Source organism: candidate division Zixibacteria bacterium HGW-Zixibacteria-1, from assembly GCA_002838945.1.
In the GTDB taxonomy this organism is placed as follows: Bacteria; Zixibacteria; MSB-5A5; order GN15; family PGXB01; genus PGXB01.
Genome location: PGXB01000010.1, coordinates 105774 through 118416 on the forward strand (window position 1 = coordinate 105774; position 12643 = coordinate 118416).

Below are 12643 nucleotides of genomic sequence, written 5' to 3' on the forward strand. Positions count from 1 at the left end.
GGGACAAGACCTGCTACGACATTTAGGTTACTGACTCACTTTGCCATTGTAAAATATATTAAACATCCAAGTTCTGAGATTTTCAGATTTTGCAAGAAGTTTTTTATAGATACAAAGTAGGTCGATATTTCTATTTGCCAAAAGAAATTCTCCAAAATTTTGCATAGTATAATCCAATATTAAAAACATCTCTTTTTCAACATCGAAGAGACTGGAATCATTATAATCATAAAAGAATTGAAATTCACCAGTCTTAAGATCATAATGTGGGATACAGCTATAGGGGCTTCCATGCACATAGTTTGAATAATGTTTATAACTAAATAATAATGTCTCCAACCATGGATATTCTCCCAATTTTCTTGTAATTTCATCAATTGATGCTTCTTCCTGGATATCATTCGCAATAATATAATAATCAGAATGAGCTTTAATTGCATTCAAGATTTCTGATGGATTGTTTTTTATATCAGCAGTTTTAAGTAATTTTTCTAGTCTTGCCTTGCCTGTAATATTAATAACCCTATTTAGCTTATCAGGAAAACTTAAGCCAGACCAGTTTTTCTTATATATTGATCTAATTTTTTTATCAATCAAATTCGGGCCAATAATCGGAGATTTTTCAGATTCTGGATCATGGTTTAATTTCGCGTTTAATATGATATCTTGAAAATCAGAATATATATATTCATTGTATTCTTTTTCAATCCTTGGAATATCATCCTTTAAAAATTGGATGAGATCCTTTACCCAATATCTCTGTAATAAATAATAGTTTGAGAATTGCCGATTTAGTTTCACGTCATCGGATATGCATAAGAATTGCATATCAATCATATATTCAATAATACTTCTATTCACGATTTCACTAATAAGCTTATTTCTGATGACAATGCTTTGATAACAGCCCCGGATAGCCTCAAAAATGGTTGTTACAATGCACCTCGCTACCGAATCCGTCACTTGTAGATTCTTCGCAAATGAGTACTCTTTTAATTCAAGTTGAATTTGATTAATAATGTTTTCAATTTCATCCTTGAATCGCGGCTTATATAAATTTGTTTTCATTAAAAATCAAATCCCAATGTACCGGCGGGTCTTGGTCGGACGCCGCCAGGCGGACGAGTGTGATCCACTGGCGATATACTTAATGTCCTGTCAGGTCCTGTCCCCGATTTTAATCGGGGATGTGACCTGACAGTAAAAACTATATTTGTACTACGCTTTCTTCCGTACGTTCGTCAGGATCATCAGGGACATGATGAACAACGTGATCAACAGAAGCGGGCCGCATACCCAGGTGAAAAATTTAGCCGGCCAGCAGAAATCAAAACCGGAAATGCCGAGCACATGCAATATGATCAATATCGCCGGCAGCCATAAGAAGAATTTCTTGACCCCGGCCGGATAAGTCGTGAAGATAAACAGCAAACCGAGTCCGAAAAATATCAATGTCTGGGTGGAGAGATGCTCGATGGCCCATTCCATATTTTCCTTGAACTTCTCCCAGAAAGTCAGCGCCTCATCATCCGCGTCAACCTGATCCTCGGCATACTCTTCGTAATCGTCAAGTTCTTCCGAGTCGATCGGTTCCTGCTCGCCCGAATCGGACCAGTCGGGCGGGGTCACCGCCTTGTCATCCAGTTCGATCGTATTGAGATCGGCCTGGGCGTCATATTCTTCGAATGCCTGCTCTTCATTGGCGAAATCGCCGATAAGGCGCGCTTCCATCATTCCAAGTATGCTCATCCAGATGACAATGAATAATACCAGCACGCAGAAAAGTGTCACGAACAATTTTCCATACGGCGGCAGCTTGGTCAGATTGAAATCATTAAGCATAGTCTCCTCCTATCTGAGGGATCGGCCGGCATCCCTGCCGGCCTGTTATAAATTTTCCATGTAAACTATAAAAGATTAACTTTTTTCTTTGACAGTATCAAGAAGTTTTTGAACGATGGCCGGGGTATCGACACCATCAGCCTCGGCATTGAAGGAAGTCACGATTCGATGTCTCAGCACCGGCAGCGCCGCAAATCTTACATCCTCCGGCCCCGGTGTCGGGCGGCCGTCGAGAATGGCGCGTGTCTTGGCGGCCAGAATCAAATATTGCGAGGCGCGCGGGCCGGCTCCCCACGAGACCCAATTTTTGATAAAATCAAGCCCTCCGTTTTCGGGCCGGGTGGCGCGGGCAATATTGACGGCATACTGAATCAGGTGATCCGAAACCGGCACCCGCCGGACCAGCCGCTGTAAAGCAATTATCTGTTCGGCATTTAATATTTTTTCGAGTTTATATTCCGGGGTCACCGTGGTCGTTCGGACAATCTGCTGCTCCTCGGCATTGGATGGGTAATCGACACTGACATGAAACATAAACCGGTCGAGCTGAGCTTCAGGCAGCGGGTAAGTGCCTTCCTGCTCAATCGGGTTTTGCGTGGCCAGAACAAAGAACGGCTCATCAAGACGGAAAGTCTGGCCATGTGAAGTCACTTCATGTTCCTGCATGGCCTGCAGAAGCGCCGCCTGCGTTTTTGGCGGGGTTCGGTTGATTTCATCTGCCAAAATGACATTGGCAAAAACCGGCCCTTTGACAAACTTGAATTCACGCCGGCCGGTTGAGCGATCCTCTTCAATAATCTCCGTTCCGGTAATATCCGAAGGCATTAAATCAGGAGTAAATTGAATGCGGCTGAATTTGAGATCTAAGATATTAGCCAATACAGAGATAAGTAAAGTTTTGGCCAGACCCGGGACGCCCACCAGCAAGCAGTGCCCGGAGGCAAGAAAGGCAATCAGGAGTTGCTCAATTACTTTATCCTGTCCGACAATAACTTTGGCTATTTCTTTCTTTATATTCGCGTATGCGGCGTTAAGTTGTTCGACAGCTTGAAGATCACTTTTATTTTCGGCCATTTTATTCCTCCTATGAACCGATTAGAGGCAGAATATCGCACTGATCCAAGTAATCATTTCGGCACTATATATAATGGTAGCGGGGAAATAACAACCATAGCTATAAGTCTTTTAGGGCAGGCAATTTGTGGAAAAGCGGCTAAAATTAGGCTTCATATATATGATGCAAGCTTCAACCGCACATAGCAATAGCTACATATCCACAATATCGGTTAGTTATCCACACTATCAACCGCTTGTTGATAATTACTTCTTCAGCTCCGTACCGACCTTAACCTGATCCTTCAGTTGTTCATTTTTCTCCTGCGGCGGGATAAATCCCAAACTGGACTTTCCCTCTTTCATATGACAGGAGCCGCAAAACACTGCGCCTTGCTCAACCACCAAAGATTTAGTCCTGATATCACCTTCGATATCGGACTTGGCCTGGAGTTCTATCTTTTCGGAGGCAACCAGATTACCGACCACTTTGCCGGCGATAACGGCGGTCTGGGAATCGACATCCGCTTCAACATAGCCGCCGGATCCAACCGTGACCACATCGGAGCAAATAATCTTGCCCTTGACCGTTCCGTCGACGCGCACAGCGCCCTTAACTTCGAGTGTGCCGGTAAAAACGGTATCCTTGCCGATGATAGTGTTCATAACTCCACCTTCATTTTTGCTCATTAGTTCCCTCATGTTCACTAATATATATTAAAGGGTTAACTGGTATGTCATTTTCTCTAATTTCATAATGCAAATGCGGTGCCGTCGATTTGCCGGTATTGCCCGACAGGGCGATTCTTCCGCCGACCAGAACATCCTGACCCGCCTCCACCAGCAGTTCGCTGTTGTGACCGTATAGAGTCGAGATGCCGTCATCATGCTCAATAACCACCATCAGGCCGTAGGTCGAGTCTTCACCTGCAAAAGTTACTTTGCCCGAAGCGGTCGCCAGCACGGCGGTTCCTTCGGCCACGGCAATATCGACGCCGGGATGATAATCTTCCTGGCCGTCTTTGAAACCGCGTGTCATGTAGCCCTGCAGCGGCAATCCCTCGGGTCGTCCGAACCCCGACAATACCGAGCGAGTCATCACCGCCGGCCGGGGGTTATCGATCTCCGCGAAAATTATCGAGTCGGGAGGAATCTCGGCCAATTGGATATCAACTCCGGCCAGTTTCGAGATTCGGCTGACCACCTCGCGCGCCTCGCTCATTCTTTCTTCCAGAAGCGAAACCTTGTATTTATATCTCTTGAGCGATTCGTTTTCCTCTTCCAGCCGGCCGGCCAGGGCGGCCCTCACTACAATCTTGCCATAGAAGGCGAAAAACAGAATCAACCCCACCATTAATAGAGCCGCGATCGCAATACCGGTCTTGAACAGCCATGCCCTGACTCTGATTCCAAAGGGGTTCTCGACTCCGTCCGGAACAATCATCAAATTGTAGTACTTGCCCATGTTTATCAGTTTCTCAATTTATTTTGCGGAACAATTCCAGTAATCGCTCCAGATCTTCCTCACCATAGTAATCGACCTCAATCCGGCCTCGCTTGAGCCCCGGTGTAATTTTTACCGCCGTTCCTAACAACTGTTTCAAATAATTTTCCGTTTCGATAATCGAAGGATTTTTCCTGCGGGGCAGCGAACGCCTGCGCTTGCTGTGTCGGGCCGTCTCCTCGGCATCGCGCACCGACATATTCTCGCTGATAATCCGCTCTGCCAGCCGCACTTGCGACACCCCGCCGTCCACCGCCAAAACGGCCCGCGCATGACCCTCCGTCAATTTGCCGGCCCGTATCATTTCCTTGATTTTATCCGGAAGACCCAGCAGCCTGAGACTGTTGGCCACCGCGGCACGGCTCTTGCCGACCCTGGTCGCGAGCTGATTCTGTGTCATGGCGCCGTCATCCATCAGCCGCTGAAAAGCCTCGGCGGCTTCGAGCGGATTGAGGTCCTCGCGCTGAAGGTTCTCCACCAGGGCCATCTGAAGCATCTCGCCTTCGTTGCTCTGGTCGATGATAATCGCCGGGATGTTTTTCATTTCCGCCAGATGCGCCGCACGGTACCGCCGCTCCCCGGCAATAAGGATAAACATGTCATTATTTTGCCGGACAAGAATCGGCTGAAGGACACCCTGGCTCTTGAATGATTCGGCCAGTTCATGCAGGGAGCTCTCGTCAAACTGCTGACGCGGCTGCATCGGATTCGGTGCAATTTTATCCAGCGGGATCAACCGATATGTACCATTGGCCCTGGCCCCGCTTTCTTCCAGGGTCGGAATAAGGGCATCAAGGCCCCGACCCAATACTATCTTGCTGCTCATCGACTCAACACCTCCTTGGTCAGAGCCATATAATTTTCCGCTCCGCTCGACAGAATATCATAAAGGATGATCGGTTTCCCGAAACTCGGCGCCTCCGACAAACGCACGTTGCGATTGATGATGGTGTCATACACGCGGCTGTCGAAAAACCGCCGGGCTTCATCGGCCACCTGGCGCGAAAGATTCAAACGCCGGTCGTACATCGTCAGCAACACTCCCTCGATCTCCAGACCGGGATTGAGATTACCCTGCACCAGCTTGATCGTATGAAGCAGCTGCCCCAGCCCCTCCAGAGCATAGTACTCGCACTGGATCGGGATCAGCACCGAATGCGCCGCCGTCAGGGCATTGACGGTGAGCAGGCCGAGCGACGGGGGACAATCGATAATAATGTAGTCATACATGTCGATGATAGGTGCAAGCGCATGGGCCAGGATTTTTTCACGCGACATCATCCCGACCATCTCGACCTCGGCGCCGACGAGGGATATCGAGGACGGCGCGACGTTGAAATAGGATAATTCTGTCGGCGTTATAATATCGACCATATTTTTGCGGCCAATCAGGACATCATAGATTGATGATTCAACCTTAGCCTTGTCGAACCCGACCCCGGAGGTGGAATTGGCCTGCGGATCAATATCGATCAACAGCGTTTTCTTTTCCGCCACCGCCAGACAGGACGACAGGTTAATCGCGGTGGTGGTCTTGCCGACACCGCCCTTCTGATTGGCTACCGCAATAACTTTTGCCACACAAACCTCAACCGAAAGATTTTATTAATTTTACGTGAAGAGGTTACTTCTTTTATAACCTTTGCGCAAGTAAAATATCAGTCGCGTTTGGAAAAAATAGTTATGGCGCGAAGTTGTTTAATATCATCCAAATAATAATTGTGGATAACTCGCTCGAAAGAACCGGGGACGTCGCTGGAGATCTTTTCCGCGGAGGCATAATAAATGAGCCTCCCGCTCGGCCTAAGAAGCGAGCCGGCGCCGCGGAATATCTTTCTATCGGGGCGAACCAGCTTGATCGTGCCGAAATCGAAAGAACCCGGCTCGAGCCGGCGGACCGCTTCGGCAAAATCAAGGTCGATCACCTCGGCCGGGAGGTGAGACTGTCTGATGAAATCACGCAGGAAGACCGCCTTTTTCCCGATTCGCTCGAAAAGGGTCGCTTCCACACCGGGGAAGGCCAGAAGAAAAACGATCGCGGGGAAGCCTCCTCCTGAGCCGATATCGAAAAAACGGCCTCGAGGCAGCATTCCGAACTCAAGAGGAACCAGGCAGTCGGCCGCGATTTTCAGAAGATCCGGGACCGATGTTTCACGTGAAACAATATTGACTTTCTTATTATAATCCAGAACGGCGTTGATGAAGCCATTCACAGCATCTTTTATATTATATTTGGCGATAATATCTTCTGAGTGGAAAAGGGGGATTTTTGCCGAAACAGCCATACTCTGCCGATCAATGATTACTGGCATCGGGATGAATCGCCCGGTGCTTTTTGAGGTGAATCGATAGCGCCGCCAGGTCGCCGGTGGTGACCCCCTCAATACGCCCCGCCTGGCCAAGCGAAGTCGGCCGGAATCTGGCGAATTTCTCGCGGGCCTCATTGCGAAGGCCGGTCAGACTCTCGAAGGGAAGATCGTCCGGAATGATTTCACTTTCCATCCGCTGAAAACGCTCTACCTCACGCTCCTGTTTTTTGATATAACCCTCATACTTTATATAAATCGAAGCGCGTTCGATAATTTCCGGGAACAGAGCCACGGCGCTATTATCGGCGATGTCCATATGGGCAATCTCGGCGTAGGAGACGTTGGGGACCTTGAGAAGGTCGGCCAGCGAAATATGCTCCTTCTTTATAAAGTGCTGCGCCAGTCCGTCAAGCTTCGAAACCGGGACCACTATCTTTTTCAACCTTCGAATCTCTTCCTTAGTCGCCTTCTGAATCTGCTCAAACCTGTCATAATCCTCACCAGGAATCAGCCCCAATTTCCCGGCGTAATCAAAAAGCCGGTCTCTGGCATTATCTTCCCGAAGCCGCAAGCGGTATTCGGCACGGGAAGTGAACATTCGATAAGGTTCTGTAGTCGATAATGTTATCAAATCATCAATCATGACACCAAGATATGACTCAGCCCGACTGGGAACAAAGGGCAGCTGACCGGTGATTTTCAAACAGGCGTTGACAGCCGCTACCAGACCTTGTCCGCCCGCTTCCTCGTAGCCGGAAGTGCCGTTTATCTGACCCGCAAAATATAATCCCTCAATCTTCCTCGTCTCGAGTGTCGCCCTGATCTGATAGGCCGGGCAGTAATCATACTCAATAGCATATCCCGGCTTGGTGATAATAGCTTCCTCCAGGCCGATCACGGTCCGGATCGACTCAAACTGGACCTCTTCCGGAAGCGATGTCGAAAAACCGTTGGGATAAATCTCATCGGTTCCGCTTCCTTCCGGCTCAAGAAATATCTGGTGCCGCGGTTTATCGCTGAAACGATGTATCTTATCTTCTATGGAAGGACAGTATCGCGGCCCGATCGACTTAATTTGCCCGGAGAACATCGGCGACCGCAACAGGTTTCGGGTGATGATTTCCTTTGTCTTGTCGGTCGTATAGGTCAAATGGCAGGGAACTTGATCAATATGAAACGGTCGGGTGGTATATGAGAAGAACGGAATCGGCTCCATTCCGGGTTGCAGCTCACACCGGTCGAAATCAATGGTCTTACCATCCAGCCGAGGCGGCGTTCCGGTCTTAAGCCGGCCCACCTCGAAACCAAGGTTTCGCAGCGATTCGCTCAGACTATAAGCCGCTTTGTCACCACGACGGCCGGCAGGGATTTTTGTCTCACCAATATGAATCAGGCCGCCCAGAAAAGTCCCGGTACACAAAATCACCGCGCGGGAGAATATCTTATGCCCATCCTCGGTCTCAATCCCAATAGCCTTGCCGCCTTCAGTCAAAATTGACCCGGCGGTAGCTTCGATTACTGTGACTCCCGGCGCACTGGTGACAAACTGCGAGACGAATCTCGTATAGGCCGCCCGATCGGCCTGGGCGCGCGTGGACCATACGGCCGGTCCTCGCGAAAGATTGAGCTTCCGGAACTGTATGCCGGTGGCGTCTATGGCCTTGCCCATCAAGCCGCCAAGCGCATCTATCTCTTTGACAATATGTGATTTACCCAAGCCGCCAATCGCCGGGTTGCAGGACATCAGGGCCAGCTTGTTGCGATCCATGGTAACCAGGGCGGCTGTTCGGCCCATCCTTGAGGCCGCCAGAACCGCCTCGACCCCGGCATGTCCGCCGCCAACCACAATTATGTCAAAATCAATTTGTTTCACGTGAAACGAGCCGCAACCCGCTGTCCTTTCTACTTACCGATACAAAATCTCGAGAAAATATTCTCCAGTATCTCATCATTATATATTCTGCCGGTTATCTCGTCAATTTGATTTATTCCCGACCGCAATTCGAAAGCGATCAACTCCGGCGATTCCTCTTTGACAATATTCTTTCTTGCTTTTCCAAATGCTGCCAGAAAATCGTCCAGCTTCTTCTTGTGACGCGCCGAGGTCACCACCAGCCGATCGGTCAGATCCGGCATGCTTTCATTTATACGCTTAATCAGCTCTTTTCTCAAGAGCTTAAAACCGGTGTCAGTTTTACAGGACATTGGAATTACTTTGAGCGCTTTATTCTGACAGTCAATTGATCCGGCCGCACTTTTGTCGAAATTCCCTATTTTATCAATCTTATTGAGGGCAACTAATGTCTTTTTATCTTTGGATATCTCATTTATATCTTTGATTGTCTCAGACTTCCACTCTTTTCGGGAAATATCGACAATCCAGATCACCAGGTCGGAATCATTTATTATGCCTTTTGCCGATACCTGACCCGCCTTTTCGATTTGCCCGCCTTTGGCCCGCAGGCCGGCTGTGTCGGTTATCGAAACCGCGGCACCCTCCATATCAATCCATTCGGTCAGATAGTCGCGGGTGGTCCCGGGAGTGGGTGCCACAATAGCTCGGTTCTGATTCAGCATCAGGTTAAATAGCGATGATTTGCCGGCATTGGGACGACCCGCAATAGCAATCTTGAAACCTTCCTTGATAATTTGCCCGGCCCGGTATGATTCACTCAATTCCTTCGCATGGAAGATAATAGTGTCAATCGATTCCAGCAGTCGTGCTTTATCCCCGGCTTCCAAGCCTTCTTCGGGATAGTCAACCGAAACTTCAATCTCAGCCAGAAGCGCTATGGCGCCGCTTCGAATCGAGTCGATATAATCGGTCATCCGGCCCAGAAGATTGTTCATTGCGGCATGGTATGAGTACTCCGTCTTTGAAGCAATCAAATCGGCGACCGCTTCGGCTTTGGCCAAATCGATTCGTCCGGCCAGAAAGGCTCTCCTGGTGAACTCGCCCGGTTCCGCCGGCCGAACCTGATTCCCATAAATTACCTCAAGTATCTGCTTCAGCACATACTGGCCGCCATGGCAAAATATCTCGGCCTGATTCTGGCCGGTATATGATTGCCCCTGAGGCATTTGAACCATCGTAACTTCGTCGATTATATTACTTTGATTATTGATTATATGGCCATAATAAAGATGAAAAAAGCGATCCGGAGTTATTTCCGGATCAGCGGGACGAAATATTTTCCTGATGACTTTCGGGGTCTCGGGGCCGGAGATACGAATCGCCCCGATGCCGCCCTCACCGGGCGGCGTGATTATCGCGGCAATCGTATCATCTTTTGATATATTCTTTTTTTTTTCATCGAAGCCTATTTAAGAACCTGGACATCCGCCGTTTGCGGTTTTCTGAAAACAAGCTGCTCGACAAAGGAAAAGAGCGAGAAACAGGTCCAGTATAGCACCAATCCGGCCGAGGCGGAGTAGAAAAAGAAGCCCAGCATCAGCGGCATAATATATGTCAGAGCCTTATTCTTCGGGTCCGTCATGGTCATCTTCTGCTGGACAAACATCAGCGCCACCATCAGAACCACAAGAATAATATAGGGATCGGTCACCGACAGCGCCCCACGCGAAAGATCGTCCCACCATAAAATAAACGGTGCCTGGCGCAGCAAAATGGTCGAACGGAAGACGGCAAAAAGAGCAAAGAAAAGAGGCATCTGCGGCAAATACGGCAGACATCCGGATAACGGATTAATACCCCTCTCCTTATAAAGTTTCATCATTTCTTTATTTAACGCCTGAGGATTATTCTTGTGCTTCTCCTGAAGCTCCTTCATCCTCGGCTGAATTTCCTTCATGGCCTGCATCGACTGAACCGTCTTCCGGGACAGCGGCCAGGTGATCAGTTTGATAAATGCCGAGAAGATGATAATCACCAAACCATAGTTGGGGATGATGCTGTACATTCGCGGCAGAAGCCACATGATCGGAATGGCAAAGATCTTGATAATCCATCCGATAAATGGGGTCGTTCCGATATCGATTATATCGACAACACCATTGTTAAAATCTTTGAGACGTTCATAGTCCATCGGGCCGATATAAACCGAAAAGCTGTCTTTCATCGGCTCACTCAGTGGCGGCTCCATCAAGATACCGATCGCGAGCTCGCGAGCCTTGACCTTCTTGCCGTTAATAAGCAGATGATCCTGAATGCCCGAGGCAATGGTGCCGGTACCCAGTCGTGACCGTGGAATCATCACGGCCGCAAAATATTTCGACCTGGTGGCCACCCAGCTGGTGGTGCCGTCATATGTCCCGCTGAACTGATCATTATTGTAATCATCGAATTTTATCCGCTCGCCGGCCTGCAGGGCCATTGCCCACATGGAATTGTAGTCATCCTGAAAATCCAGCTCTGTCGGCATAAGCTTGTTGTTCCACTCCAACGTATATCGGCGGTCAAAACCCAGGGCCTCCGGATTGTTAACCTCAACCACCAGATCATAATCAAACCGGTCGGCATAAAAATGGTAACGCTTGGTGATAGTCGAATTGTCCTTGCGATAAGTATAGATAACATCAGCCGAGCCGCTTGAGATTCGAAAATTTCGCTCACGAGACTGGCAATTGAAAATATAACTTCCGGTCGAAATCGACCGGCTGCTAAACTTGAGTTCAGGCGTTGCGATTGCATTATCAGGAAGCATCTCAACCGGTTCACCATCACCAGGATACAAATAATTAACCAGTTTCAACGAAACCGGGCCGCCCCCATAGTTGGATAAGGCGACTTTCATGACGTTGGTTTCGACAAAAACAGTTTCCGCCGGCGGCGGTGGAATCGAGCCATTATCAGCCTGTGTCAATTCAGCCATTTGGGCAGTAACATCTGTCACATCGGCAGCAGTCGGCTGTGACGGAGTTGCCTGTTGTGTCTTTACTTGTTGTGTATCAGCTTGTTGTGTTATCTGTTCGGTGGCAACAGGGCGCTCAATTGGCTGGAGAAAGCCAAGCTTTGTCATTATTGGAACCCAGAATATTACTAGGACTCCGAGAAGTATTATTATTGGTATGGTTCTTTTGTCCAAAATCTAACTCCGTTTATATATCATCCTGATTTTTCAATGGAACCGGATCATAGCCGCCTTCATGCCAGGGGTGGCAGCGAAATATCCTTTTAACCGCCATAATTGCTCCGTGCCAGGCGCCGTAATGCCGGATAGCGTCCTCGGCATAATGCGAACAGGTCGGGTAGTACCGGCACTGATTGCCGATCATTGGCGACAATGTATATCGATAAATTGTAATAAGCAGAAGCAGCGGATAGCTGAATATGGATATTTTGCGGTCAAGCATTTAGATTCAACGATTTAAATAGACGTTCCAGTTCGCTTTCAAGCAGTTTATGGTCGATACCATCGGCCGCGCCCTTAAAACGGACAATAAAAGTGCCGGCGATATTTTCCTGCTCTTGAAGCTTTCTGAAGTCTTCTCGCATCCAGCGTTTTATTCGATTGCGCGCCACAGCCTTACCAGCCCGCCCCGAAATTAAAAAAGCAACCTGATAATTCCCGGCTTTCTCCGGCAGTGCCTTATCATAATAAAGCTCCAGCCGACTGGAAGTATGTTTTTTCCCGGAGCGAAGCAGTGATTGAATCATCGTTTTGCTTTTCAGGCTGTAACGGGACAATTATTATTCTATTTTTCTTTTTTGGTGCTGACAGTCAGTCTTTTTCTGCCTTTGGCCCGACGGCGAGCCAGAACCTGACGGCCCGTCCGAGTGGACATTCTTTTCCTGAAACCGTGGTCGTTTATCTTCTTCCGGTTCGATGGCTGAAATGTTCTTTTCATTTTCGTCTCACTTTCAATTCTATTATAGAATGGCTAATATAACCAAATTTCCGCAATCGTCAAGCAAAATTGCCGACTATATACCCCATAAATTATACCTCCAAATCTATTACGGGTCGAATATCAA

At 48.4% G+C, this 12643-nt stretch carries 14 protein-coding genes; all 14 read right to left on the reverse strand.

The window, feature by feature from the left end:
• Positions 1 to 27: 27 nt before the first annotated feature.
• The 14 genes from CVT49_05970 to CVT49_06035 all read right to left on the reverse strand — a co-directional run bounded on the left by CVT49_05970 (position 28) and on the right by CVT49_06035 (position 12516).
• Positions 28 to 1068, reverse strand: a complete 1041-nt coding sequence (locus tag CVT49_05970) for a hypothetical protein (protein ID PKK83970.1) — start codon at positions 1066 to 1068, stop codon at positions 28 to 30.
• A 150-nt stretch (positions 1069 to 1218) separates the two neighbouring features.
• Complete coding sequence (locus CVT49_05975; protein ID PKK83971.1) at positions 1219 to 1842, reverse strand: hypothetical protein; 624 nt, start codon at positions 1840 to 1842, stop codon at positions 1219 to 1221.
• Between the two features lie 75 nt (positions 1843 to 1917).
• Positions 1918 to 2916, reverse strand: coding sequence for an AAA family ATPase (locus CVT49_05980; protein PKK83972.1), 999 nt, complete (start codon positions 2914 to 2916; stop codon positions 1918 to 1920).
• A gap of 246 nt (positions 2917 to 3162) precedes the next feature.
• Positions 3163 to 3603, reverse strand: a complete 441-nt coding sequence (locus CVT49_05985; protein ID PKK83973.1) for a hypothetical protein — start codon at positions 3601 to 3603, stop codon at positions 3163 to 3165.
• On the reverse strand, positions 3572 to 4360 hold the full coding sequence (locus CVT49_05990; GenBank protein ID PKK83974.1) for a hypothetical protein: 789 nt from the start codon (positions 4358 to 4360) through the stop codon (positions 3572 to 3574). Before CVT49_05990 ends, CVT49_05985 begins: the two co-directional genes overlap by 32 nt.
• A gap of 13 nt (positions 4361 to 4373) precedes the next feature.
• A complete protein-coding gene (locus tag CVT49_05995; GenBank protein PKK83975.1) occupies positions 4374 to 5225 on the reverse strand; it encodes a chromosome partitioning protein ParB in 852 nt (283 codons plus the stop codon).
• A complete protein-coding gene (locus CVT49_06000; GenBank protein PKK83976.1) occupies positions 5222 to 5980 on the reverse strand; it encodes a hypothetical protein in 759 nt (252 codons plus the stop codon). The genes CVT49_05995 and CVT49_06000 overlap by 4 nt, the downstream gene beginning before the upstream one ends.
• A gap of 77 nt (positions 5981 to 6057) precedes the next feature.
• On the reverse strand, positions 6058 to 6711 hold the full coding sequence (locus CVT49_06005; protein PKK83977.1) for a hypothetical protein: 654 nt from the start codon (positions 6709 to 6711) through the stop codon (positions 6058 to 6060).
• The gene (locus tag CVT49_06010; protein PKK83978.1) at positions 6695 to 8581 is read right to left on the reverse strand and encodes a tRNA uridine-5-carboxymethylaminomethyl(34) synthesis enzyme MnmG; all 1887 of its coding nucleotides are present in this window, start codon (positions 8579 to 8581) and stop codon (positions 6695 to 6697) included. The genes CVT49_06005 and CVT49_06010 overlap by 17 nt, the downstream gene beginning before the upstream one ends.
• A gap of 29 nt (positions 8582 to 8610) precedes the next feature.
• On the reverse strand, positions 8611 to 10032 hold the full coding sequence (gene trmE, locus CVT49_06015) for a tRNA uridine-5-carboxymethylaminomethyl(34) synthesis GTPase MnmE (GenBank protein ID PKK83979.1): 1422 nt from the start codon (positions 10030 to 10032) through the stop codon (positions 8611 to 8613).
• A complete protein-coding gene (locus tag CVT49_06020) occupies positions 10029 to 11753 on the reverse strand; it encodes a hypothetical protein (protein PKK83980.1) in 1725 nt (574 codons plus the stop codon). Before CVT49_06020 ends, trmE begins: the two co-directional genes overlap by 4 nt.
• A gap of 13 nt (positions 11754 to 11766) precedes the next feature.
• On the reverse strand, positions 11767 to 12021 hold the full coding sequence (locus CVT49_06025; GenBank protein PKK83981.1) for a membrane protein insertion efficiency factor YidD: 255 nt from the start codon (positions 12019 to 12021) through the stop codon (positions 11767 to 11769).
• Complete coding sequence (gene rnpA / locus CVT49_06030; GenBank protein PKK83982.1) at positions 12014 to 12325, reverse strand: ribonuclease P protein component; 312 nt, start codon at positions 12323 to 12325, stop codon at positions 12014 to 12016. Before rnpA ends, CVT49_06025 begins: the two co-directional genes overlap by 8 nt.
• Before the next feature lie 38 nt (positions 12326 to 12363).
• Positions 12364 to 12516 carry a 50S ribosomal protein L34 gene (locus CVT49_06035; GenBank protein ID PKK83983.1) on the reverse strand — a complete coding sequence of 51 codons (153 nt, stop codon included), beginning with the start codon at positions 12514 to 12516 and terminating at the stop codon, positions 12364 to 12366.
• Positions 12517 to 12643: the final 127 nt, after the last annotated feature.